The sequence below is a fragment of the Pseudomonas sp. LPB0260 genome, from assembly GCF_013388395.1.
The window spans coordinates 1,629,885-1,654,436 of record NZ_CP058247.1 but is presented as its reverse complement, the minus strand read 5'-3'; the positions used below and the strand labels follow the sequence as shown (position 1 = coordinate 1,654,436).

The following is a 24,552-nucleotide window of genomic DNA, read 5'->3' as shown; positions in this document are numbered from 1 at the left end:
TTTACTCCTGATGGTAGGCGGTGACGCGCTCGACTTCCTGCTTGGAACCGAGGAACACCGCCACGCGCTGGTGCAGCGAGCTGGGCTGGATGTCGAGGATGCGCTGGGTGCCGTTGGTGGCGGCGCCGCCGGCCTGCTCGATGATGAAGGACATCGGGTTGGCCTCGTACATCAGGCGCAGCTTGCCCGGCTTCTCCGGCTCGCGGGCGTCGCGCGGGTACATGAAGATGCCGCCACGGGTGAGGATGCGGTGCACGTCGGCGACCATCGAGGCGATCCAGCGCATGTTGTAGTTCTTCTCCAGCGGCCCGGTCTCGCCGGCCAGCAGCTCGGAGACGTAACGCTGCACCGGCGCCTCCCAGTGGCGCTGGTTGGACATGTTGATGGCGAATTCCTTGGTGGTCTCCGGCACCTTGATGTTGTCGTGGGTCAGCACGAAGCTGCCCAGCTCGCGGTCCAGGGTGAAGCCCTTGACGCCATTGCCCAGGGTCAGCAGCAGCATGGTCTGCGGGCCGTAGATCGCATAGCCGGCGGCGACCTGCTGGGTGCCCGGCTGGAGGAACGCGTCCTCGCCGAGATCGCCCACATCGCCGTTGCGCTCCGGACAGCGCAGCACCGAGAAGATGGTGCCGACCGAGACGTTGACGTCGATGTTCGAGGAGCCATCCAGCGGATCGAAGACCAGCAGGTAGGCACCCTTGGGGTAGCGGCCGGGAATCTGGTAGGCCTTGTCCATCTCCTCCGACGCCATGCCGGCCAGGTGGCCGCCCCACTCGTTGGCTTCCAGGAGGATCTCGTTGGACAGCACGTCGAGCTTCTTCTGCACCTCGCCCTGCACGTTCTCGGTTTCCATGCTGCCGAGCACGCCGCCCAGGGCGCCCTTGGACACCTGATGGCTGATCGCCTTGCAGGCCCGCGCCACCACTTCGATAAGGAAACGCAGATCGGCAGGGGTGTTGTGGCTGCGGGTCTGCTCGATCAGATAGCGGCTCAGGGTAACGCGGGACATGGACGGCTCCGGGAAGGAAGAAAAATCGCGCGCAGTTTACCCCTTTATCACCTTCGGCGCCTCAGCAGCTGGATAGAAGGGCCCTGGGCTCGGCGCAAGGGCGGGCCATGTGCCTCAAGCCTCAGGCGCTTTGCGCAGCAGGCTCACGGCCATCAGCGCCAGCACGGCCACCCCCAGCAGCAGCACGGCCCAGAGCCCCCAGCGCTGCCAGTCGACCGTGCCGTCGGCCGGCGAGGCGGCCTGCGGCGTAGCGCCCGGCGACACCTCGGCCACGCCGAGCTGCGCCAGGCGCTCCGGGCGATAACCGGGGATCAGGGCCTGCACGGGCAAGGCGGCGGACAGCGCATCCGGGTTGCCCAGGGCCAGTCGATAGGGCGGGCTGCCGCGCAGGAGGAACACCAGCCGGGTGGCGCGCACGCCGACTTGCAGGCGTGGCTCGGGGGCGAGCCCGCCACCGCGTTGGTCGACCTGCAGGCGCAGCTGCTGCACAGTGAGCCCGGCCAGGGCCAGCTCATCCTGGCGCAACTCCCCGCCCTGCTCCGGCATGTGATAGAGCAGGCCGCCGCCCAGGGGGCGCCAGCGCCCCTGGGCGCCGCCCCGACCACTGACCTGGACAGGCACCAGACGGTTGTCCGTCCCCAGTTCGAGCCTGATCCTCTGCACCGGCAGCGCCAGCGGCAAACGCCACTGGTAGGCGCCGTCCGCGGCGCGATCCGCCGGCATCGGCTCGGACCACACCAGGGGCAGCGACAGGCTGTCATGGGGACGACTGAACAGCCGCGCGGCGATCAGCTGGGGGGCCTGCTGCGGGCTCTCCCACAGCAGGCGCAGGTAGCGGGCGCGGCGCCCCGGTAACTCGACCTGGCGCTGCTCGATGTACTCGTTGGCGAACGACAGGCGCGCCAGCTGGCCGTGCCCCCAGGATCTCCAGCTGCGCAGGTCGTCGCTGGCCTCGATGCGAAAGCGCTGGAAGCCCTCCTGGTCGCTGCTCCAGTCCAACGTCAGGCGCACCAGCGGCTGCTCCACGGCGCTGGCGTCGAGCAGCCAGCCGCGCAAGCTGGCCGGAGACGGCGCAGCATCCGCCTCCAGCAATTCGATCAGCGTGCCACTGGCGCTGCGCTCCACCCGCAGGCCGGGCAACCCGGCCTCGCCTTCGCCCTCGGCGTACAGCGGGAACCAGCGCACGTCCTGCTCATCCAGGCGTTCCTCGTGCGGGCTGCGCACCAGCGCATAGGCCAGCGCCTCGCCTTCGCCGTTGAACACCCGCAGGTCGCGCAGGTCGCCGTGGCGGGCGGCGAGGTGGGCGGCCATGGGTAGCTCCAGGCGATACCAGGGGCCCTCGCCATTCAGCTGCAAGGGCAGATGCCAGGTGTAGTCGGCGGGATGCTCCGCCGCCGCGGCGGCGAGGCTGCACAGCAGCCCGCTGAGCAGCAGCCAGGCGCCTGGTCGAGTTTTCGTGTTCATGCCTGCTCCTGTTCCATCGGCGCCTCTTCATCGCGCCTGGCCGGTGGCAAGGGGGCGAAGTAGCCGACCACCAGCAGCAGCACCCCGACCCCGATAAACGACACGATGCGCTCCAGCCCACCGCGATTGCCCAGTTCGACGAAGAACAGCTTGGCCACCACCACGGCGATCAGCGCCGCGCCGACCAGCCACAGCTCGCGGCGCCGGCGCAGATGACCGAAGACCATCAGCGGCAGGGCGATCAGGGTCCAGACGATGGACAGCCCGGCCTGCACCAGCATCGAATCGAGCAGCGGCTGCAGGCGGTAGGGCACGCCGCCCCAGTGGTGGGCCGTGCGCATCACCATGGCGGTGCACAGGGCAAACAGCGAGGCGCCGACCAGCACCAGGATCAGCCGGCGCCCGGGCAGGCCCTGCACACCCAGCTGCGGCAGGTTCGCCGACGACCAGAGGTACAAGGCGCCGAGGGTGAACAGCAGGCCCAGCTCCAGCGGGTTGAGCAGCGGCAGATAGGGCAGCGGCGCGGCGTCACCGGCGCTGAGGGCGTTGGCCAGCCAGAACCAGGCGAGCATCAGCAGGGCCAGCGGCAGCGCCGCCAGCACCTGGTACTCGCGGGGATACTCCGCCAGCGGCCAGGGCCGGCTGCGCGGGGTCGCCATCAGACACAGGTAGACACTCGGCAGCAGCGCCCAGCCGAGCCAGCGCCAGGCGTTGTAGTGCGTGGCCAGGGCGAGGAACTGGTACCGCAGCTCCAGGGCGATGACCGTCAGCAGCAGCCAGCAGCCGAGTACGTGGGCGGCGCTGCGGGCGCCGGCCGGCAGCAGCGGAGCCAGGCGCCGCAGCAGCCAGAAATGCACGGCGAACAGCGCCGCCCAGGCCAGCCAGCCGAATTGCGCCGACGGCTGGTAGCGCAGGTTCCAGGCCTGCAGCAGCACGGCCGCCGCCACCGGCATCAGCAGGCAGCAGAGCAGCGCCAGCTCTGGCCAGTGTTTGCGCCGGGCCAGCGCCCCGGCCAGCAGCGCGCCGAGCGCCGCCGCCAGCAGCAGGGCCGTGTCCTGCAGCGCGGCACCGGCGACGAAGCGCAGCACTTCGCCGGCCAGGGCCAGCCCGAGCCAGGCCACGCCCCACACCAGCGACAGCTGGGCCAGCGGCACGCCAAGCCGCTCCAGGAGCGGCGACGCCTCCGCGGCCAGCGCCTGCAGGCGCCAGGCGGCGAACAACGCGGCCGCCGCCAGGGCGGCCGGGGCCCAGAACTCGGCATGGGCCAGCGGTCGCACTCCGTCCGCGCCGCCCTGCACCAGCAGCAACGTGGAGGCGACAAGCAGGGCCAGGCCGGCCGCGATCTGCAGCGCCAGGGCCGAGAGGTACCCGGCGCGCCGCTGCAACTGCAGGTTGAACCAGACAACCAGTAACGCGCCGGCTCCCCACAACGCGTCGCCGGGAAGGACGAAGCGCTGCATCAGCCAGAGCCAGCCGAGGCCGGCCAGCAACAGCGCAGCCCAGCCCAGCACGCGCCGCCGGCCAGCCCCCAGCGGGGCAAGCCGGACCAGGCCGAACAGCCCGGCGATCAGCATCAGGCCCAGCAGCGCCGAGCCCAGCGTTACGCCGCCAACAGCGTTGGCACCAGCCAGGTGCAGCAGCGCCAGCAGGCCGCCGAGCAGTTGCACGGAGCAGGCCGCGAGCAGCAGCGCGCGCTCATGCAGGCGCAGGCCGAGCAGCAGGGTCAGCAACCCCGCGATCGCCCAGACGATGACCGTGCCGGCAGCGGCGAAGCTCAACGGCGCCATCAGGTAGAAGAAGGCCAACCCGCTGCAGGCCAGCAGTGGCAGGGCGCGGCGCTCCCAGCGACTGCTCGCGTCCGCCGGCGCCTGGCGCAGCTGCCAGGCACTGAACGACAGCGCCACGCCGAGCAAGAGCGCGCCCAGCACCGCGCCGCTCAGCAGGCTGTCGTGACCGTCGCGCAGCTCGCCCAGGTAGGCCAGCGCCGCGCCGCCCTGCAGCAACAGGGCGAAGGCCCGCGCCAGGCCACGACGCTGGTGCAGCCCCAGCCAGTAGACGCCGGCGCCCTCCACCGCCCAGGCCGCCGAGGTCCAGCGGGCATCCAGGCCCAGGGGAATGGCCAGGCTGGCGAACACCACGCCCAGGGCCAGGCAGGTCTCCACTAGCAGCAGCGCCCGGCCGGCGGTGCGTCCGGCCAGCAGGCGGGCCAGCGCCAGGTACAGCACGCCCAGGCCCAGGGCGCTGAAGGCCGCGGCGAACTCGAGGTGCTGCACCAGGGCGAACTGCAGGCCGAAGCCGACCAGCGGCGGGCCGAGCAATACGGTGGCGTCGATGTAGTCACCCTGCCCTGCCGACCAGCGCAGCAGCTCGCCACGCCCGGTTGGCGCCTGCGCCGCCTCGCGCAACTTGCGCCGGGCGAACAGCAGGCCGATCGCCAGGTACATCAGGAAGAACAGCCACAGGAAGGGCGCGGTGCTCCACAGCAGCTCCGGGGTATAGGCGCGCAGGCCCCAGGCCAGGCCGATGCTGAAGGTGCCGACGAAGCCGATCAGGTTGAGCAGGCGCCAGGCCTTGAACCAGGCGATGGCGAAGATACCGGCGTTGAGCAGGGCGAAGTAGCTGAACAGCGCCACATGGTCGCCGCTGCCGGTGGAGGTGAGGATGGGCGCGGCGAACCCGCCGAGGGCCGCCGCGGCAGCCAGGCCCAGGGCATTCTGCGCCACCGCGAGGATCGCCGAGGAACAGGTCACCAGCACCAGCAGGGCCAGGGCCAGGCCAGCGGGCAACAGTGGGTGCAGACGCATCGCGGCGAACACCGTGAGGTAGAGCACGCCGACCCCGGCGCCCTGCAGTATCAGGGCGTAGCCGGGATTGCGCCGGCGCAGCCACCAGCCCAGGCCGAGCAGGGCGATGGCACTGGCGGCGACCCCGGCATAGCGCAGCTCCACCGGCAGCACCAGGCCCTCGGTGGCGTAGCGCAGGAGGAAGGCCAGGCCGAGGAACAGCAGCAGCACGCCGACCCGCAGCAGGGTGTTGCCGCCCAGCAGCCAGGCCTTGGCCTTGCTCAGCGCACGGGCCAGCAGCCCAGGCTCGCCTGGCGCCTGGGACCAACCGTCCGGCGCGGCGGTTTGCGCCGCCTGCTCAGGTGTCGCCAGGGCCTCGGCCGCTGACGGCACCGCGTCCGATTCAGGTCCGGCGGCGGCCTGCGGCTGGACATCCAGGCTCCAGTCCAGCTCCGTCTCGGCCGCCGCGACAGGCGCTGGCGCGGGGAATTGCGCCGCAGGCGGCGGCGCAGCCTGCACCTGGTCCCGCTCGACCTTGAGCAGGCGCTCGTGAACCGCCGCGGTGCCGCGCTCGAAGCGCGCGGCGAAAGTCTCCAGCTGCGCCGTCAGCTCGGCACTCTGCCGGGCCAGCGCCTGCAGCCTGAACGCCTGGCCCAGGCTCAGGCCCAGCACGCCACCCAACAGCGCAGCGCTCGGCGACTCGCCGACCAGAGCCCCCAGCACCACGCCGACCAGCATGAATATCCATTGCATGCAGCAGTTCCCGATTTGCTAGACAGGTTCGCCCGCTTCCCTGCTCAAAAGCCCGGTGCCCGGGGCGATGCCCCAGTATAGGGGCCGACATCCTCGTCACCCAGGGAGACGTCCAAGGATTGCATGGCAGGCACACGAACCGCACCGACGGTGCGAAAAGCCGACCAACCGGCAGAAGTTTGTTCACTTTTTCACCAGCGCCGTTATCATCGCCCGCCGCACAGCCGATACCTGCCGATAGCCCGATGAAGAACAACCTGATCGCCGCCGCCGAACTCGACCGCCTGGACACCTGGGCCAAATACACCAGCGACATGTGCCACAGCTGCATGTCCAGCTGCTGCACCCTGCCGGTGGAGGCGCGCATCGGCGACCTGATCCGCATCGGCGTGGTCGACGAGTTCGAGCGCGGCGAGCCGGCGAAGAACATCGCCAAGCGCCTGCAGAAGGAAGGCATCGTCGAGCGCTTCAACCAGAAGAGCGGGGTCTTCACCCTGGCGCGCATGAGCAACAACGACTGCTTGTACCTGGATCGCAAGTCGCGCCTGTGCACCATCTACGACAAGCGCCCGGACACCTGCCGCAACCACCCCAAGGTCGGCCCGCGCCCGGGCTACTGCGCCTACAAGCCCAAGCCGCTGCAGTAACGGCGCAGAGCAGAATAGAAAAAGCCCCCGCCGGCCTGCGCCGACGGGGGCTTTTTCATTCAACCTGACGAATCAGTTCTTGGCTTTCTTGGCAGCGCGGGTGCGCTCGCCTTCGTCCAGGATCTTCTTGCGCAGGCGGATCGACTTCGGCGTGACTTCGCACAGCTCGTCGTCCTGGATGAATTCCAGAGCCTGCTCCAGGGTGAAACGAACCGGCGGCACCAGCGCGATGGTTTCGTCTTTACCGGAAGCACGCATGTTGTCGAGCTTCTTGCCCTTGGTGGGGTTCACGCCCAGGTCGTTGTCGCGGCTGTTCAGACCGACGATCTGACCGTTGTAGATTTCCTGGCCGTGCTCGACGAACAGCTTGCCGCGTGCCTGCAGGGTTTCCAGAGAATAGGTCAGGGCCTTGCCGGTATCGATCGAAACCAGTACGCCGTTCTGACGGCCGGACATGTGGCCGGACTTCATGGTGTCGTAACGGTCGAAGATCGAGGTCAGGATGCCGGCACCGTTGGTCAGGGTCAGGAACTGGTTACGGAAACCGATCAGACCGCGAGCCGGGATGTTGTACTCCAGGCGAACACGACCCTTGCCGTCCGGCACCATGTTGCTCAGGTCGCCCTTGCGCAGGCCCATTTCTTCCATGACCTTGCCCTGAGCCTCTTCCGGGATGTCGATGGTGACGTTCTCGAACGGCTCCTGCTTGACCCCGTCGACTTCACGGATGATCACTTCCGGACGGCCTACGCCCATCTCGAAGCCTTCGCGGCGCATGTTCTCGATCAGTACCGACAGGTGCAGCTCACCACGGCCGGAGACCTTGAACTTGTCGGCCGAGTCGCCCTCTTCGACGCGCAGGGCCACGTTGTACAGCAGCTCCTTGTCCAGACGCTCCTTGATGTTACGGCTGGTGACGAACTTGCCTTCCTTGCCACAGAACGGCGAATCGTTGACCTGGAAAGTCATGGAAACGGTCGGCTCGTCGACGGTCAGCGGCTTCATCGCTTCGACGTTGTTGATGTCACACAGGGTGTCGGAGATGAACAGCTCGTCCATGCCGCTGATGCAGACGATGTCGCCAGCGGTGGCTTCTTCGACGTCCACACGGTGCAGGCCGTGGTGGCCCATCAGCTTGAGGATACGGCCGTTGCGCTTCTTGCCTTCGGTGTCGATGGCGACGACCGGGGTGTTCGGCTTGACGCGACCGCGGGCGATACGGCCAACGCCGATGATGCCCAGGAAGCTGTTGTAGTCCAGTGCCGAGATTTGCATCTGGAACGGGCCGTCAACGTCGACCTTGGGAGCCGGTACGTGGTCGACGATGGCCTGGTACAGCGGGGTCATGTCTTCGGCCATGGCGGTGTGATCCAGACCGGCGATGCCGTTCAGGGCCGAGGCGTAGACGACCTGGAAGTCGAGCTGCTCTTCGGTAGCGCCGAGGTTGTCGAACAGGTCGAAGATCTGATCCAGCACCCAGTCGGGACGCGCGCCCGGACGGTCGACCTTGTTGATCACCACGATCGGCTTCAGGCCGGCTTCGAAGGCCTTCTTGGTCACGAAGCGGGTTTGCGGCATCGGGCCGTCTTGGGCGTCGACCAGCAGCAGTACCGAGTCGACCATCGACATCACGCGCTCTACTTCACCGCCGAAGTCGGCGTGGCCGGGGGTGTCGACGATGTTGATGCGGTAGTCGTTCCAACGGATGGCGGTGTTCTTCGCCAGGATGGTAATGCCGCGTTCCTTTTCCTGGTCGTTGGAGTCCATCACGCGCTCGTCGTTGAGCTCGCCGCGCTCCAGGGTGCCGGACTGACGCAGGAGTTTGTCTACCAGGGTGGTCTTACCATGGTCGACGTGGGCAATGATGGCGATGTTACGTAGATTTTCGATCACTTTTGTATCTCGATCAGAGGATTCGGTGTGCCGCGAAGTCTAGGCGGCGGAGATTAACTGATTGCGAATTCAGCCAGGCGGTGCAAAGACCTGGCGGCAGCTTCAGGCTGCCTCGCGGTCGGGGGGGCGATGGCGGATGCTGCCGCCATTCAGCCCTGGGGTCCTATGCCGGACGATAAACGCGCACATTGGCATGCCCCTCGCTCAGCAGGTGGTGGGCATGCAGGCGGCTCATCACCCCCTTGTCGCAATACAGCAGGTACTGGCGGGTCTCATCCAGCTCCTTGAACTTGCTGTTCAGGGCATAGAAGGGCAGCGCCTGCACCTCGATGCCGGGCAGCTCCAGCGGCTCGTCGTCGACGGCGTCGGGGTGGCGGATGTCGATCACCACATGGCCGGCCAGGGCCTCGTCGACTTCCTCGACCTGCACGTCCTTGCCGAGCTCGTCGATCACCTTGTCGATCGGCAGCAGGGTGGCGCGCTCTAGGGCGCGCTCGAGAATCGCCATGTCGAAGTGCGATTCCTCGTAGGCGATGCGCTCGGGCTTGGCCTTGGTGGTCGGGTTGACCGAGATCACCCCGCAGTATTCGGGCATGTGCTTGGCGAACTCGGCGGTGCCGATGGCGTAGGCGGTGTCGATGATGTCCTGCTTGTGGCTGGCGATCAGCGGGCGCAGCACCAGCTTGTCGGTGGCCGAGTCGATCACCGTGAGGTTCGGCAACGTCTGGCTGGACACCTGGGAAATCGCCTCGCCGGTGACCAGGGCATCGATCTGCAGACGCTCGGCCATGCGCGTGGAGGCCCGCAGCATCATGCGCTTGAGGATCACGCCCATCTGGCTGTTGTCGACCTTGCCGAGGATCTCGGCCAGCACTTCCTCGAACGGCACGCTGATGAACAGCACGCGCTGCGAGCGGCCGAACTTCTGCCACAGGTAGTGGGCCACTTCCATCACCCCCAGCTCGTGGGCGCGGCCGCCGAGGTTGAAGAAGCAGAAATGGGCGACCAGGCCGCGGCGCATCATCTGGTAGGCGGCGACGGTGGAGTCGAAGCCACCGGACATCAGCACCAGGGTCTGCTCCAGCGAACCCAGCGGATAGCCGCCCAGGCCGTCGTGCTGGCGATGGACGATGAACAGGCGCTGGTCGCGGATCTCCATGCGCACCTCGACCTCGGGCTTCTTCAGGTCGATGCCGGCGGCGCCGCACTGCTGGCGCAGCTGGCTGCCGACATAGCGCTCGATGTCCATCGAAGTGAACGCGTGCTTGCCGCCGCGCTTGCAGCGCACGGCGAAGACCTTGCCCGGCAGCTGGTCGGCGAAATGGGTCTTGCACTTGTCCAGCACGTCGTCGAAATCGCCCAGGGGGTACTCGTGGACCTCGAGGAAGTGGATCAGCCCCGGGGTGCAGCGCAGGCGTTCGATCATCTCCTGCAGCACCTTCGGCTCGGCGATCGCGGTTTCCACCTCGAGGTTGTCCCACACACCGCTGACCTGCAGCTGCGGATCGAGATCGCGCAGCACGGTACGGATGTTCTTGGCCAGCTGGCGGATGAAATGCTTGCGCACCGGCCGGCTCTTGATGGTGATTTCGGGGAAAACTTTAACGATCAGTTTCATGAAAACAGTGCGTGCCGGGGCAGCCGAAAAACAGGGGCGCGGATTATAGCGGAAATTGTTCAAGCTTTGATCAAAAATCCCACTCACCTGCCATAGCGCACCATTATTGTGCGAAGGATAAATTTACCGCTCTATATTGGTGCAAAAAATACCGCGATCTCGCCGCGCAGCCCGCGCCACTGCTGAGTTTCAGGCTTTACGCCCATTCCGGGGCACTGGCATGCAATTTGCTCCCTTGTGAGGCAGGTTGTCCTGGCCGACTATCGCGCCGGGCTTCATCGAACTATTGAGGGCTCGCATCCGAGCCTTATCCATCTGGAGGACAGCATGTCGAAGTCGATTCAACTGATTAAAGAACACGACGTGAAGTGGGTTGACCTGCGCTTCACCGACACCAAGGGCAAGCAGCACCACGTCACCATGCCGGCTCGCGACGCCCTGGACGAAGACTTCTTCGAGCACGGCAAGATGTTCGACGGTTCCTCCATCCATGGCTGGAAGGGCATCGAAGCCTCCGACATGATCCTGATGCCGGTCGACGAGACCGCCGTCCTGGACCCGTTCACCGAAGAGCCGACCCTGATCCTGGTCTGCGACATCGTCGAGCCGAGCACCATGCAGGGCTACGACCGCGACCCGCGCTCCATCGCCAAGCGCGCCGAGGAATTCCTCAAGACCACCGGCATCGGTGACACCGTATTCGTCGGCCCGGAGCCTGAGTTCTTCATCTTCGACGAAGTGAAGTTCAAGTCCGACATCTCCGGCTCGATGTTCAAGATCTACTCCGAGCAGGGCTCGTGGATGACCGACCAGGACGTCGAAGGCGGCAACAAGGGCCACCGCCCGGCCGTCAAGGGCGGTTACTTCCCGGTTCCGCCGTGCGACCACGACCACGAAATCCGTACCGCCATGTGTAACGCCATGGAAGAAATGGGCCTGGTCGTCGAAGTACACCACCACGAAGTGGCCACTGCCGGACAGAACGAAATCGGCGTGAAGTTCAACACCCTGGTCGCCAAGGCTGACGAAGTTCAGACCCTGAAGTACTGCGTGCACAACGTCGCCGACGCCTACGGCAAGACCGCCACCTTCATGCCGAAGCCGCTGTACGGCGACAACGGCTCGGGCATGCACGTGCACATGTCCATCTCCAAAGATGGCAAGAACACCTTCTCCGGCGAAGGCTATGCCGGCCTGTCCGACACCGCCCTGTACTTCATCGGCGGCATCATCAAGCACGGCAAGGCGCTGAACGGCTTCACCAACCCGTCGACCAACTCCTACAAGCGTCTGGTCCCGGGCTTCGAAGCGCCGGTGATGCTGGCCTACTCGGCACGCAACCGCTCCGCCTCGATCCGCATCCCCTATGTGTCGAGCCCGAAGGCCCGCCGCATCGAGGCGCGCTTCCCGGACCCGGCTGCCAACCCGTACCTGTGCTTCGCCGCCCTGCTGATGGCCGGCCTGGACGGTATCCAGAACAAGATCCACCCTGGCGATGCGGCCGACAAGAACCTGTACGACCTGCCGCCGGAAGAAGGCAAGCTGATCCCGCAGGTGTGCGGCAGCCTGAAGGAGGCCCTGGAAGAGCTGGACAAGGGCCGCGCGTTCCTGACCAAGGGCGGCGTATTCTCCGACGACTTCATCGATGCCTACATCGAGCTGAAGAGCGAAGAAGAGATCAAGGTGCGCACCTTCGTGCACCCGCTGGAATACGACCTGTACTACAGCGTCTAAAACCGCTGCGCGCCGCTCCGGCGGCGTGACGCACAAGGCCCCGCCCGGCTCAGCCGGCGGGGCCTTTTTTGTGGCCGACAGTCACAGGGCCGCGCGGCCGCGCTTGCCAGCGCGCCCCAGCGGTGCAAGGCTTAGCTGCACGATACCCGGGAGAATGGCCATGCGCCGGATGCTCACCTGCCTGCTGCTGTACCTGCCCCTGCTGGCCAGTGCACAGATCTACAAGTACACCGATGCCAAGGGCAATACGGTCTTCACCAACCAGCCGCCGGACGGCAGCGCCGCACAGAGCGTCGAACTGCCGCCGACCAACACCGTGAACATGCAACAGCCGCAGGCGACGCCCACCGGCAGCGCCGGCGCCGAGGTCAATGCCGCGCCGCCCTACAACACCCTCAAGTTGACCGGCCTGCCCGACGACGAGGCGCTGCGCGCCAACAACGGCACCTTCAGCGTCGGGGTGGCGCTGTCGCCGCGCCTGGCCGCCTCCCATCGCCTGCGCCTGCTGCTGGACGGCCAACCGTACGGCCAGCCGAGCAACGTGCCGCGCCTGCAGCTGACCAACGTCGACCGTGGCGAGCACAGCCTGGCGGTCGAGGTACTCAGCGGCGGCAAGCCGATCCAGCAAAGCGACGCGGTCACCTTTACCGTACAGCGGGTGCATACCAGTAGCCCGGCCCTGCGCCCACCTCCTCCGCCCAAGCCTGCGCCCTGACCATGAGAATCGCCCTGCTCTGCCTGAGCCTGCTCTGCTGCCTGCCGCTGCAGGCGGACGTCTACACCTATATAGATGCCGAGGGTAACCGGGTCTTCACCGACCGCCCCGGAACCGGCAATGCCCAGCGCATCCAGCTGGCACCCTCCAACAGCATGCCCGCGACCGCCCCCGCGCCGCCGCCCGTGAACGCGCCGAGCGCGCCCCAGGCGCCGGCCTATCAGCTGCTGCGCATCCTGGTGCCGCAACCCGATGCGACCATCCGCGACAGCGCCGGCAACCTGATCGTCACCGCCAGCAGCGACCCGGCCCTGCTCCCAGGCCACAGCTACCGCCTGCTGCTGGACGGCGAACCGCTGGGCGAGCCAAGCCGCAGCCCGGTCTTTCCCCTGGAGAACATCGACCGCGGCACCCACCAGCTGGCGGTGGAAATCATCGACGCGCAGGGCCGCACCCTCGAGCGCACCCCGAGTCAACCCTTCCACATGCTGCGCATCTCCCTGGCGCAGAAGCGCATGGTGCGGCCGTGCCAGAAAGACGATTACGGCGTGCGCCCGGAGTGTCCGTTGAAGGACAAACCGCCGGAGAAGAAAGACATCCCGTTGATCCCCTTCATCTGACCCTCAATGCCGGCGCACCATATCGGTGCGCCGCCGCCACTCCCTTCCTATACTCTCCCTGTTTTGGTTCGCCCACAGTTGCCGGCCATGCGCCGAAACACGGCGGCCGCCGTCCGCTGTCCGCGCCGCGCGCGTCTTTTCGGGGCTTTGGTTTGCTTCTTGCATTTTTCTGTTCATCGCCGCCAAGCCCTAGCCTATGACTATCAACGACGCACTGCACCGCCTGCTGCTAGACAACCTGACCACCGCCACCCTGCTGCTCAACGCCCAACTGCGGCTCGAGTACATGAACCCGGCGGCGGAGATGCTCCTGGCCGTCAGCGGCCAGCGCAGCCACGGCCAGTTCATCAGCGAGCTGTTCACCGAGTCGGCGGAAGCCCTGAGCGCGCTGCGCCAGGCGGTCGAACAGGCGCATCCGTTCAACAAGCGCGAAGCGGTGCTGACCGCCGTGACCGGCCAGACCCTGACCGTCGACTATGCGGTGACCCCCATTCTCAGCCGCGGCGCCACCCTGCTGCTGCTCGAGGTGCACCCGCGCGACCGGATGCTGAAGATCACCAAGGAAGAGGCCCAGCTGTCCAAGCAGGAAACCACCAAGTTGCTGGTGCGCGGCCTGGCCCACGAGATCAAGAACCCCCTCGGCGGCATCCGCGGCGCCGCCCAGCTGCTGGCCCGCGAGCTGCCGGACGCCGAGCTCAAGGACTACACCGACGTGATCATCGAAGAGGCCGACCGCCTGCGCAATCTGGTGGACCGCATGCTCGGCTCGAACAAGCTGCCGTCGCTGGCCTTGACCAACGTGCATGAGGTGCTGGAGCGGGTCGCCAGCCTGGTCGAAGCGGAAAGCCAGGGCGGCATCATTCTGGTGCGCGACTACGACCCGAGCATTCCCGACCTGCTGATCGATCGCGAGCAGATGATCCAGGCTGTGCTCAACATCGTGCGCAACGCCATGCAGGCCATCGCCACGCAGAAGCACGACCTGGGCCTGGGGCGCATCACCCTGCGCACCCGCACCCTGCGCCAGTTCACCATCGGCCACACTCGCCACCGCCTGGTGGCGCGCATCGAGATCATCGACAACGGCCCGGGCATCCCCCAGGAGCTGCAGGAAACCATCTTCTATCCCATGGTCAGCGGCCGCGCCGACGGCACCGGCCTCGGCCTGGCCATTACCCAGAACATCATCAGTCAGCATCAAGGCCTGATCGAGTGCGAGAGCCATCCCGGCCATACGCTGTTCTCGATCTTCCTGCCGCTGGAACAAGGAGCACCCGCTGCATGAGCCGAAGTGAAACCGTCTGGATCGTCGATGACGACCGCTCCATCCGCTGGGTCCTGGAAAAGGCCCTGCAGCAGGAAGGCATGACCACCCAGAGTTTCGACAGCGCCGACGGCGTGCTCGGCCGCCTCGGCCGCGAGCAACCGGACGTGATCATCTCCGACATCCGCATGCCCGGCTCCAGCGGCCTCGACCTGCTGGCGCGGATTCGCGAGCTGTACCCGCGCCTGCCGGTGATCATCATGACCGCCCACTCCGACCTGGACAGCGCGGTGGCTTCCTATCAGGGCGGCGCCTTCGAGTACCTGCCCAAGCCGTTCGACGTCGACGAAGCGGTCGCCCTGGTCAAGCGCGCCAACCAGCACGCCCAGGAGCAGCAGAGCCTGGCGGCGCCGGTGGAACAGCCACGCACCCCGGAAATCATCGGCGAAGCGCCGGCCATGCAGGAGGTGTTCCGCGCCATCGGCCGCCTCTCGCACTCCAACATCACCGTGCTGATCAACGGCGAGTCCGGCACCGGCAAGGAGTTGGTCGCCCACGCCCTGCACCGCCACAGCCCGCGCGCCGCTTCGCCGTTCATCGCCCTGAACATGGCGGCGATTCCCAAGGACCTGATGGAGTCGGAGCTGTTCGGCCACGAGAAGGGCGCCTTCACCGGCGCCGCCAACCTGCGCCGCGGGCGCTTCGAACAGGCCGACGGCGGCACCCTGTTCCTCGACGAGATCGGCGACATGCCGGCCGACACCCAGACCCGCCTGCTGCGCGTGCTGGCCGACGGCGAGTTCTACCGGGTCGGCGGCCATACGCCAGTGAAGGTCGACGTGCGCATCATCGCCGCGACCCACCAGGACCTGGAAAGCCTGGTGCAGGCCGGCAAGTTCCGCGAGGACCTGTTCCACCGCCTCAACGTCATCCGCATCCACATTCCGCGCCTGGCCGATCGTCGCGAGGACATCCCCACCCTGGCCCGCCACTTCCTCAGCCGCGCGGCGCTGGAACTGGCGGTGGAGCCCAAGTTGCTGAAGAGCGAGACCGAGGACTACCTGCAGCACCTGTCCTGGCCGGGCAACGTGCGCCAGCTGGAGAACACCTGCCGCTGGATCACCGTGATGGCCTCCGGGCGCGAGGTGCATGTCGGCGACCTGCCGCCGGAGCTGCTGGCCCAGCCCCAGGACAGCGCCCCGGTCAGCAGCTGGGAACAGGGCCTGCGCCAGTGGGCCGACCAGGCCCTGAGCCGCGGCCAGTCGAGCCTGCTCGACAGCGCGGTGCCGGCCTTCGAGCGGATCATGATCGAGACCGCCCTCAAGCACACCGCCGGCCGCCGCCGCGATGCCGCCGTGCTACTGGGCTGGGGGCGCAACACCCTGACGCGCAAGATCAAGGAACTCGGCATGAAGGTCGACGGCAGCGACGATGACGACAGCGACGACAACTGACGATCGCAGCAATGCACGACAAGCGGGCCGAGTGCCCGCTTTTTTATGCGCCGCTGTCACGCCCCGTCTCGGCGCCACGGGCAGCGCTGCTGCACCGTCGCGGTTCAGTCGCCGCCGGCGCCGCGCCCGCCGCAGCCCGGCTATGGCCCTACAGGCCGCTAATTACGGGCTTCAGCAACACTGCAATAAAACTGGCACAGCGAGTGCATAGAGTAAGACATTCCCAGTTTCGGGGACCTTGGTACAGGCAGGCCGGGGATTCCCCGCTTTTATTGCTCCTCCAGGCGGACCGTCAACCGCCAGCGCCCGTCCACTTGCTCGGCATGCCACTCGCCGCGCAGGGGACGGGCCGCCACCACCCGCAACAGCAACTCGCGGCGCTCGCGCTGCAGACGCCAGCTCACCAGCCGACCGTTCAGCCGCAGCTGCCCCTGCTGCTCGCGTCCGAGGGTTGCCACGCGCAGCACGAAGGCACCCTGGAAATGCCCGGCACGCACCTCGGGCCGCTCGTTGAACCACAGTTGCAAGCCCTGCTCCGTCGCCACCACCTCGCCCAGGCGCAACTCGGCCGGCTGCAGCAGGCGGCCGATCATCAGGCCGATGAGAAAGCCGAACAGCGCCAGCGAGGCGATCACCTTCAGCCAGGGACGCGGCCGCTCGCCGCTATCGGAGGTAGAATGCTGGCCGTCTTCAGGCCGGGAGCCGCGCATGTTTCACGTGATCCTCTTTCAACCGGAAATTCCACCGAACACCGGCAACATTATCAGGCTGTGCGCCAACAGCGGCTGCCAGCTGCACCTGATCGATCCCCTGGGCTTCGAGCTGGACGACAAGCGCCTGCGCCGGGCCGGCCTGGACTACCACGAGTACGCCACGCTCAAGCGCCATCCCGACCTCGACAGCTGCCTGGCGAGCCTCGGCCAGCCACGGGTATTCGCCTTCACCACTAAGGGCTCGCAGCCCTTCCATGAAGTGCAGTACCGCCCCGGCGACGCCTTCCTGTTCGGCCCGGAAAGCTGCGGCCTGCCCCAGGAGATTCGCGACGCCCTGCCGGTCGAGCGGCGCGTGCGCCTGCCGATGCGCGAGGGCTGTCGCAGCCTCAACCTGTCCAACACGGTCGCGGTGGCGGTCTACGAGGCCTGGCGCCAGCAGGGCTTCGCCATGGACTGAGGCCGCCGCCCGGCAATAAAAAACGCCCCGCGGGGCGTTTTTTATTGGGCCGTAGCAAACGCGGCTCAGTTGGTCGGGGCCTGCTCGGTGCTCTGCTGCATGCGCTTGAGCTCTTGGGCGTAGAGCGCATCGAAGTTCACCGGCGCCAGCATCAGGGCCGGGAAGGAGCCGCGCACCACCAGGCTGTCCAGGGTCTCGCGGGCGTAGGGGAACAGGATGTTCGGGCAGAAGGCGCCCAGGGTGTGGCTCATGGACGGGGCGTCCAGGCCCTTGATCAGGAAGATCCCGGCCTGCTGCACTTCGGCGATGAAGGCGGTTTCTTCGCCGTTCTTCACGGTGACCGAGAGGGTCAGCACCACTTCGTGGAAATCGCCGTCCAGGCTCTTCTGGCGGGTATTCAGGTCCAGGGCAACGCTCGGCTTCCACTCCTGGCGGAAGATTTCCGGGCTCTTCGGCGCCTCGAAGGACAGGTCGCGGATGTAGATACGCTGCAGGGAGAACTGCGGGCTCTGCTCGTCCTGTGCGGCTTCACTGCTGGCTTGTTCAGTCATGGAAAATCCTTGTTGTTTGGGGGTACTAGGTAGAGCGTATTGATCTCATGCCTCGAGCAGCGCGTCCAGCTTGCCGGCGCGCTCCAGGGCATGCAGTTCGTCGCAGCCACCGACATGGGTGGCGCCGATCCAGATCTGCGGCACCGAGGTGCGCTGCGCCTTGCGCGCCATCTCGGCGCGCAGCTCGGGCTGGCCGTCGACCTTGATTTCCTCGAAGTCGACGCCCTTGCTGGCCAGCAGCTGCTTGGCGCGGATGCAGTAGGGGCACCAATCGCTGGAATAGATGACGACGTCGGCCATATCACTTCACCAGCGGCAGGTTGTCGCCACGCCAGCTGGCGATCCCGCCGGACAGCTTGGCGACATTGAAACCGGCCTTCTTCAGCTCGCGGCTGGCGCCGCCGGCGTGCTGGCCCATGGCATCGACCACGATGAGCACCTTGGCCTTGTGCTTCTCCAGCTCGGCGACGCGCGCGGCCAGCTTCTCGTAGGGGATGTGCAGGGCACCGGCGATATGCCCGGCAGAAAAGTCCTTCTGCGCCCGCACGTCCAGTACCAGGCCCTGTTCGTTGTTGATCAGCGCGGTCAACTCGCGGCTGCTCAGGCTCTTGCCGCCCTTGTGCATCTCGGTGAACAGCAGCAGGGCCAGGAGGACGACGAACGATCCGCTCAGTACATAGTGGGTAGTGGCAAATTCAATCAGGTTGGCAAGCATTGCGCGGTTCCGGGACGGTAAAATGCCGGCCAGTATACACAGCCCCACAGGTCGGCCAAAGCCCGCCCGGCGGTGACGCCTCCGCCACTTGGCCGTAAAATGCCAAGCCTTTTTTGCCCCCTCAAGCAGAGCGAGCCAGCTTTATGAGCGCCACGCCCAAACCCCTGGTACTGATCATCCTCGACGGCTTCGGCCACAGCGACAGTCCCGAGCACAACGCCATCCACGCGGCCAACACCCCGGTCTACGATCGCCTGCGCGCCACCCAGCCCCACAGCCTGATCTCCGGCAGCGGCATGGACGTCGGCCTGCCGGACGGCCAGATGGGCAACTCCGAGGTCGGCCACATGAACCTCGGCGCTGGCCGCGTGGTGTATCAGGACTTCACCCGGGTGACCAAGGCCATTCGCGATGGCGAGTTCTTCGACAACGCGGCCATCTGCGGCGCGGTCGACCGGGCGGTGGGCGCCGGCAAGGCGGTGCACATCCTCGGCCTGCTTTCCGACGGCGGCGTGCACAGCCACCAGGAGCACATCGCCGCCATGGCCGAACTGGCGGCCCAGCGCGGCGCCGACAGGATCTACCTGCACGCCTTCCTCGATGGCCGCGACACCCCGCCGAAAAGCGCCCAGTCGTCCATCGAACTGCTCGACGCCACCTTCGCCAAGCTCGGCAAGGGACGCATCGCCAGCCTGATCGGCCGCTACTTCGCCATGGACCGCGACAACCGCTGGGACCGGGTCGAGCAGGCCTACCAGCTGATCGTCGACGGCCAGGGCCAGTTCCAGGCCGCCGACGCCAGCGCCGGCCTGGCGGCCGCCTACGCCCGCGGCGAGAGCGACGAATTCGTCAAGGCCACGGTCATTGGCGCACCGGTGCAGGTAGAGGACGGCGACGCCGTGGTGTTCATGAACTTCCGCGCCGACCGTGCCCGCGAACTGAGCCGCGCCTTCGTCGAGGCGGACTTCAAGGAGTTCGCCCGAACCCGCCAGCCGCAGCTGGCCGACTTCGTCATGCTCACCCAGTACGCCGCGAGCATCCCGGCGCCCAGCGCCTTCAAGCCGGAGGCGCTGACCAACGTGCTCGGCGAATACCTGGCCAAGCAGGGCAAGACCCAGCTGCGCATCGCCGAGACCGAGAAGTACGCCCACGTCACCTTCTTCTTCTCCGGCGGCCGTGAAGAGCCGTTCGCCGGCGAAGAGCGCATCCTCATCCCCTCGCCGAACGTCGCCACCTACGACCTCAAGCCGGAGATGAGCGCACCCGAGGTCACCGACCGCATCGTCGAGGCCATCGAGCAGCAGCGCTACGACCTGATCGTGGTCAACTACGCCAATGGCGACATGGTCGGCCACACCGGCGTGTTCAGCGCCGCGGTCAAGGCGGTGGAGTGCCTGGACAGCTGCGTCGGACGCATCGTCGAGGCCCTGGACAAGGTCGGCGGCGAGGCGCTGATCACCGCCGACCACGGCAACGTCGAGCAGATGGAAGACACCTGCACCGGCCAGGCCCATACCGCCCACACCTGCGAGCCGGTGCCCTTCATCTATGTCGGCAAGCGCCCCGTCAGCCTGCGCCACGGCGGCGTCCTGGCCGACGTCGCGCCGACCCTGCTGGAGCTGATGGGCCTGGCCAAGCCGGCGGAAATGACCGGCACCAGCATCATCAGCCTGCAGTAGCCGCGATAAATGGTTAAACGCCCCACTCCCTGCGGACTGGGGCGTTTTTTTTGCCCGTCACCCCGGGCATACTAAGGCCACTCCCCGCCCCCGGTGCCGTCGACTCCATGTTTCGCGCCCTCGCCCTGATTGTCCTGTCCTGCCTGCTCATCCCGGCCTTCGCCGATGACAAGGCCGATGCCCAGAAACAGCTGGAAGCCGCCCGCGCCGACGTGGCCGAGCTGAAGAAGCTGCTGCAGCAGTTGCAGCAGGAAAAATCCGGGGTGCAGCAGGACCTGCAGAAGACCGAGACCGAGATGGGCCAGCTGGAGAAGCAGGTCAAGGGCCTGCAGCAGGAGCTGCAGCAGGGCGAAGAGGAGATCCAGCGCCTCGACCAGGAGAAAAAAAAACTCCAGGGCGCGCGCCTTGAGCAGCAACGCCTGATCGGCATCCAGGCCCGCGCCGCCTACCAGAGCGGGCGCCAGGAATACCTCAAGCTGCTGCTCAACCAGCAGAACCCGGAAAAGTTCTCGCGCACCCTGACCTACTACGACTACCTCAGCGAAGCGCGCATGGAGCAGCTGGCCACGTTCAACGAGACCCTGCGCCAGCTAAACAACGTCGAGCAGGACATCGCCAGCCAGCAGCGTCAGCTGCAGGAGCACAAGAGCGCCCTCGACAGCCGCCGCGCAGAACTCGCCCAGGCCCGCCAGGAGCGCCAGCAGGCGCTGGCCAAGCTGAACCAGGAATTCTCCGCCCGCGACCGCAAGCTCAAGGCTCGCCAGCAGGAGCAGGAACAACTGGCGCGGGTGCTGAAGACCATCGAGGCGACCCTCGCCCGCCAGGCCCGCGAAGCCGAAGAGGCGCGCCAGCGCCCACGCCAGGACGGCCCGGCCAGCGCCAGCGCCAGCGCCAGCGCCAGCGGCCCCATGGTCAGCGCCGGCGCGACCTATGGCGGCCCGTTCGCCCAGGCCCGCGGCAAGCTGCCCTGGCCGGTCGACGGCCACCTGGTGGCGCGTTACGGCGCACCGCGCGGCGGCGATGCCCGGACCAAGTGGGACGGCGTGCTGATCGGCGCCGCCGCCGGCAGCCAGGTGCGTGCCGTGCATGGCGGGCGCGTGGTATTCGCCGACTGGTTGCGCGGCGCCGGGCTTCTGGTCATTCTCGACCATGGCAATGGCTACCTGAGCCTGTACGGGCACAATCAGAGCCTGCTGAAAGACCCAGGCGATCTGGTCAAGGCCGGCGAGCCCATCGCCACCGTCGGCACCAGTGGCGGCCAGGACACGCCGGCCCTGTATTTCGCGATTCGCCAGCAGGGCCGCCCCAGCGATCCGGCACAATGGTGCCGGGCGCAAGGATAGGCGCCACCTCATTCCGTAGGAGTTAGTTCGACATGCCGCATCTGCCCCGCCTCACCACTCTGACCCTGAGCATCGCCCTGCTCGGTGGCGCGCCCCTGCTGCACGCGGCGGAACCGGCGGAGGAGGCTGCTGCCACGGCAAGCGGCAAGGCACCGCTGCCGCTGGAGGACCTGCGCACCTTCGCCGAGGTGCTCGACCGCATCAAGGCGGCCTATGTCGAGCCGATCAGCGACAAGACCCTGCTGGAAAACGCGATCAAGGGCATGCTCAGCAACCTCGATCCGCACTCGGCCTACCTCGACATCGATGCCTTCCGCGAGCTGCAGGAGAGCACCAGCGGCGAGTTCGGCGGCCTGGGCATCGAGGTCGGCATGGAGGACGGCTTCGTCAAGGTGGTCTCGCCGATCGACGACACCCCGGCGTCCAGAGCCGGCATCCAGCCCGGCGACCTGATCATCAAGATCGACGGCCAGCCGACCAAGGGCCTGTCGATGCTCGAGGCGGTGGACAAGATGCGCGGCGAAGCCGGCAGCAAGATCCAGCTGACCCTGGTCCGCGAGGGCGGCAAGCCGTTCGACGTCGAGCTGACCCGCGCGGTGATCAAGGTACGCAGCGTCAAGAGCCAGCTGCTCGAGGACGGCTACGGCTACCTGCGCATCACCCAGTTCCAGGTCAACAGCGGCGACGAGGTGCTCAAGGCCCTGAACAAGCTGCGCAAGGACAACGGCAACAAGCTCAACGGCCTGGTCCTGGACCTGCGCAACAACCCCGGCGGCGTGCTGCAGGCGGCGGTCGAGGTCTCCGACCATTTCCTCAAGAAGGGCCTGATCGTCTACACCGAGGGGCGCATCGCCAATTCCGAGCTGCGCTTCTCCGCCGATCCGGCCGACCCCAGCGAAGGCGTGCCGCTGGTGGTGCTGATCAACGGTGGCAGCGCCTCGGCCTCGGAGATCGTCGCCGGCGCCCTGCAGGACCACAAGCGCGGCGTGCTGATGGGCACCGGCAGCTTCGGCAAGGGCTCGGTGCAGACCGTCCTGCCGCTGAACAACGACCGCGCGCTGAAGCTCACCACCGCGCTGTACTACACCCCCAACGGCCGCTCGATCCAGGCCCAGGGCATCGTGCCGGACATCGAGGTGGCGCGGGCCAAGCTGACCCGCGAGCAGGACGACGGCAACTTCAAGGAAGCCGACCTGCAGGGCCACCTGGGCAATGGCAACGGCGGCGCCGACAAGCCGAGCAAGGGCCAGAGCGCCCGGCCGACCCGGCCGCAGGACGACGACTACCAGCTGGCCCAGGCCCTCAACCTGCTCAAGGGGCTGAACGTAACCCGCGGCGAATAGTCGCCCGGCCAACAAAAAGCCCGGCACTGAGTCCGGGCTTTTTTGTTGCCTTGGCGGCTACAGGTAGCTGTTGGTCATGTCGTCGACGAAACCTTCGCTACGCAACTCGTCCAGGGCCTTCTGCAGACGCTGCACCACCTCGTCCGGGGTGTCCTTGTTCAGCGCCAGGTACAGCTCGGCCTCGTTGAAGCGCAGCACCGTGGTCAGGCCGCTGACGCCCTCCTGCTTGGCCAGGTAGCGGCCGACCGGATCGGTGGTGGCCCACAGGTCGATCTGCCCCTTGAGCAGCTTCTGCACGTTCTGCTGATCGCGCAGCGCGTTGATCGGCTGCAGCCCCTGGCTTTCCAGGTGCTGGCTGACCGCGTCGTTCTTGTAGGCGCCGACCTTGTACTGCGCGGCGTCCTTCAGGCTCTTCAGACTGAGGTTATTGCCCGGCGCGGCGAGCAGCACCCAGCCGCTCTTGGCGATCGGCCCGACCCACTTGAACAGCGGCTGGCGCTCGGGGGTGAAGGTGGTGGAGAACAGCCCGTAGTTGGGCTTGTCCAGGGTCAGACGGTACAGGCGATCCCAGGGAAAGCGCAGGGTCAGGCTGTAGTCGATCTTGGCCCGCTTGAACATGGCGCGGACGATCTCGGCGCTGATGCCGTCGATGCCGTCATCGCGGGCGAAGTTCTTGTCGTCCACCGCCATGTTGAACGGTGGGAAGTTCTCGGTCAGCAGCACCACCTTGTAGCCATAGGGCAACTCGGCCTGGGCCGTGCAGGCGCTGAGGATGAGGCCGAACAACAGGCCGATTTTCAGAGTTTTCAACATAAGTCTCCCCGCTCGCTTGATTTGTGATTATGGCTAGCGGCTTCCCTGCTCGGGCGAAGCCCCGGCGACGTATGACGCTCGGCGTCGGCCATCCTTGGCAGTGCGCCGGCTTGTGGCCGGCACACAGGTCTTACAGATACTTGTTGAGGACAGCGTCGACGAACCCCTCGTCACGCATCCTGTCCAGCTCGCCTTGCAGCTTGCGCACCACTTCGTCCGGCACCTCCTTGTTGAGAGCCAGGTACAACTGGGCGCTGTCGAAGCGCAGCACGGTCTTCAGCCCGCTGATGCCCGACTGTTTCGCCAGGTAGCGGCCGGCCGGGTCGCCGGTGGCCCAGAGGTCGATCTTGCCCTCCATGAGCTTCTTGGCGTTGAGCTGATCGCGCAGCGCGGTGATCGGCTGCAGGCCCTGCTCTTCCAGGTGCTCGGCGATCGCATCGCCCTTGTAGGCGCCAACCCGGTACTGCTTGGCTTCTTCCAGGCTGTTCAGACGGATCGAGCTGTCGCCCCGGGCCAGCAGCACCCAGTCATCCGGACCGATCGGCCCGACCCACTTGAACAGCGCCTCGCGCTCCGGCAGGCGCGCGGCGACGAACACGCCGTAGCCCGGCTTCTCCAGCGCCAGCTTGTAGATACGGGCCCAGGGGAAGCGCAGGGTCAGGTTGTACTGGATGCCGGCGCGCTTGAACATCTCGCGGACGATATCCACGGCGATGCCGTCGAGGTTCTCTTCACGGGCGTAATTCTTGCCATTGACCGCCATGTTGTAGGGCGGAAAGTTCTCGGTGAGCAGCACCATGCGGTAGTCCGGGTCGATGGCCGCCTGGGCCGCGCCAGTCGTCAGCATCAGGGTGCCGGCCAAGGCCAGCCACAGGCGTTTGAACATGGATGCTCCCGTAGTTATTAATGCACAGGCCGGCCAGCATACCCAGCCCGCCGCGCTTCGCCCAGCCTCCATCGGCAAATCGCGGCCATGCGCGCGAC

Annotated in this window: 21 protein-coding genes; 10 read left to right on the top strand and 11 right to left on the bottom strand. The window is 66.8% G+C overall.

The features are described 5' to 3' along the window. Position 1: 1 nt before the first annotated feature. The 3 genes from LPB260_RS07250 to LPB260_RS07240 all read right to left on the bottom strand — a co-directional run bounded on the left by LPB260_RS07250 (position 2) and on the right by LPB260_RS07240 (position 6,009). Complete coding sequence (locus LPB260_RS07250) at positions 2-1,009, bottom strand: class 1 fructose-bisphosphatase (RefSeq protein WP_208708023.1); 1,008 nt, start codon at positions 1,007-1,009, stop codon at positions 2-4. Positions 1,010-1,123: 114 nt separating this feature from the next. Further along, a complete protein-coding gene (locus LPB260_RS07245; RefSeq protein WP_208708022.1) occupies positions 1,124-2,473 on the bottom strand; it encodes a DUF3999 domain-containing protein in 1,350 nt (449 codons plus the stop codon). Next, entirely contained in the window at positions 2,470-6,009 is a 3,540-nt protein-coding gene (locus tag LPB260_RS07240) for a DUF2339 domain-containing protein (protein ID WP_208708021.1), read from the bottom strand. Before LPB260_RS07240 ends, LPB260_RS07245 begins: the two co-directional genes overlap by 4 nt. A 245-nt stretch (positions 6,010-6,254) precedes the next feature. Between LPB260_RS07240 and LPB260_RS07235 the strand changes: the two genes are divergently transcribed. Next, positions 6,255-6,656: a YkgJ family cysteine cluster protein gene (locus LPB260_RS07235; protein ID WP_208708020.1), complete on the top strand. Its 402-nt coding sequence runs from the start codon at positions 6,255-6,257 to the stop codon at positions 6,654-6,656. A 72-nt stretch (positions 6,657-6,728) separates the two neighbouring features. Here LPB260_RS07235 and typA read toward each other — a convergent pair whose 3' ends face one another. Further along, complete coding sequence (gene typA / locus LPB260_RS07230) at positions 6,729-8,549, bottom strand: translational GTPase TypA (protein WP_208708019.1); 1,821 nt, start codon at positions 8,547-8,549, stop codon at positions 6,729-6,731. A 163-nt stretch (positions 8,550-8,712) separates the two neighbouring features. Beyond that, positions 8,713-10,167 carry a tRNA uracil 4-sulfurtransferase ThiI gene (gene thiI / locus LPB260_RS07225; RefSeq protein ID WP_208708018.1) on the bottom strand — a complete coding sequence of 485 codons (1,455 nt, stop codon included), beginning with the start codon at positions 10,165-10,167 and terminating at the stop codon, positions 8,713-8,715. Between the two features lie 327 nt (positions 10,168-10,494). Between thiI and glnA the strand changes: the two genes are divergently transcribed. The 5 genes from glnA to ntrC all read left to right on the top strand — a co-directional run bounded on the left by glnA (position 10,495) and on the right by ntrC (position 15,954). Beyond that, positions 10,495-11,901 carry a glutamate--ammonia ligase gene (gene glnA / locus LPB260_RS07220; RefSeq protein ID WP_208708017.1) on the top strand — a complete coding sequence of 469 codons (1,407 nt, stop codon included), beginning with the start codon at positions 10,495-10,497 and terminating at the stop codon, positions 11,899-11,901. Between the two features lie 160 nt (positions 11,902-12,061). Beyond that, the gene (locus LPB260_RS07215; protein ID WP_208708016.1) at positions 12,062-12,616 is read left to right on the top strand and encodes a DUF4124 domain-containing protein; all 555 of its coding nucleotides are present in this window, start codon (positions 12,062-12,064) and stop codon (positions 12,614-12,616) included. A gap of 2 nt (positions 12,617-12,618) precedes the next feature. Then, on the top strand, positions 12,619-13,236 hold the full coding sequence (locus LPB260_RS07210) for a DUF4124 domain-containing protein (protein WP_208708015.1): 618 nt from the start codon (positions 12,619-12,621) through the stop codon (positions 13,234-13,236). Between the two features lie 196 nt (positions 13,237-13,432). Next, a complete protein-coding gene (gene glnL / locus LPB260_RS07205; protein ID WP_208708014.1) occupies positions 13,433-14,521 on the top strand; it encodes a nitrogen regulation protein NR(II) in 1,089 nt (362 codons plus the stop codon). Next, the gene (ntrC, locus tag LPB260_RS07200) at positions 14,518-15,954 is read left to right on the top strand and encodes a nitrogen regulation protein NR(I) (RefSeq protein ID WP_208708013.1); all 1,437 of its coding nucleotides are present in this window, start codon (positions 14,518-14,520) and stop codon (positions 15,952-15,954) included. The genes glnL and ntrC overlap by 4 nt, the downstream gene beginning before the upstream one ends. A 269-nt stretch (positions 15,955-16,223) precedes the next feature. Here the strand turns inward: ntrC and LPB260_RS07195 are convergent, their stop codons facing one another. Continuing rightward, complete coding sequence (locus LPB260_RS07195; RefSeq protein ID WP_208708012.1) at positions 16,224-16,664, bottom strand: hypothetical protein; 441 nt, start codon at positions 16,662-16,664, stop codon at positions 16,224-16,226. Here LPB260_RS07195 and trmL point away from each other — a divergent pair. Next, positions 16,663-17,124, top strand: coding sequence for a tRNA (uridine(34)/cytosine(34)/5-carboxymethylaminomethyluridine(34)-2'-O)-methyltransferase TrmL (gene trmL / locus LPB260_RS07190; RefSeq protein WP_208708011.1), 462 nt, complete (start codon positions 16,663-16,665; stop codon positions 17,122-17,124). The two genes, LPB260_RS07195 and trmL, sit on opposite strands and share 2 nt — an antisense overlap. A gap of 65 nt (positions 17,125-17,189) precedes the next feature. Here the strand turns inward: trmL and secB are convergent, their stop codons facing one another. From secB to LPB260_RS07175, 3 genes are read right to left on the bottom strand one after another with little or no spacing between them, the layout of a single operon-like run. Then, complete coding sequence (gene secB / locus LPB260_RS07185; RefSeq protein ID WP_208708010.1) at positions 17,190-17,675, bottom strand: protein-export chaperone SecB; 486 nt, start codon at positions 17,673-17,675, stop codon at positions 17,190-17,192. Between the two features lie 45 nt (positions 17,676-17,720). Continuing rightward, positions 17,721-17,975, bottom strand: coding sequence for a glutaredoxin 3 (gene grxC, locus LPB260_RS07180; protein WP_208708009.1), 255 nt, complete (start codon positions 17,973-17,975; stop codon positions 17,721-17,723). A 1-nt stretch (position 17,976) separates the two neighbouring features. Then, positions 17,977-18,390 carry a rhodanese-like domain-containing protein gene (locus tag LPB260_RS07175; RefSeq protein ID WP_208708008.1) on the bottom strand — a complete coding sequence of 138 codons (414 nt, stop codon included), beginning with the start codon at positions 18,388-18,390 and terminating at the stop codon, positions 17,977-17,979. 143 nt (positions 18,391-18,533) lie between these two features. Between LPB260_RS07175 and gpmI the strand changes: the two genes are divergently transcribed. From gpmI to LPB260_RS07160, 3 genes are all read left to right on the top strand, one after another. Next, entirely contained in the window at positions 18,534-20,069 is a 1,536-nt protein-coding gene (gene gpmI / locus LPB260_RS07170; RefSeq protein WP_208708007.1) for a 2,3-bisphosphoglycerate-independent phosphoglycerate mutase, read from the top strand. 107 nt (positions 20,070-20,176) lie between these two features. After that, positions 20,177-21,412: a murein hydrolase activator EnvC gene (locus LPB260_RS07165; protein WP_208708006.1), complete on the top strand. Its 1,236-nt coding sequence runs from the start codon at positions 20,177-20,179 to the stop codon at positions 21,410-21,412. A 32-nt stretch (positions 21,413-21,444) separates the two neighbouring features. After that, a complete protein-coding gene (locus tag LPB260_RS07160) occupies positions 21,445-22,755 on the top strand; it encodes a S41 family peptidase (RefSeq protein WP_208708005.1) in 1,311 nt (436 codons plus the stop codon). Between the two features lie 57 nt (positions 22,756-22,812). Here the strand turns inward: LPB260_RS07160 and LPB260_RS07155 are convergent, their stop codons facing one another. Together LPB260_RS07155 and LPB260_RS07150 are read right to left on the bottom strand one after the other, a co-directional pair. Beyond that, positions 22,813-23,568, bottom strand: a complete 756-nt coding sequence (locus tag LPB260_RS07155; protein ID WP_208708004.1) for an ABC transporter substrate-binding protein — start codon at positions 23,566-23,568, stop codon at positions 22,813-22,815. 130 nt (positions 23,569-23,698) lie between these two features. Further along, entirely contained in the window at positions 23,699-24,454 is a 756-nt protein-coding gene (locus LPB260_RS07150; protein WP_208708003.1) for an ABC transporter substrate-binding protein, read from the bottom strand. Between the last annotated feature and the right edge of the window lie 98 nt (positions 24,455-24,552).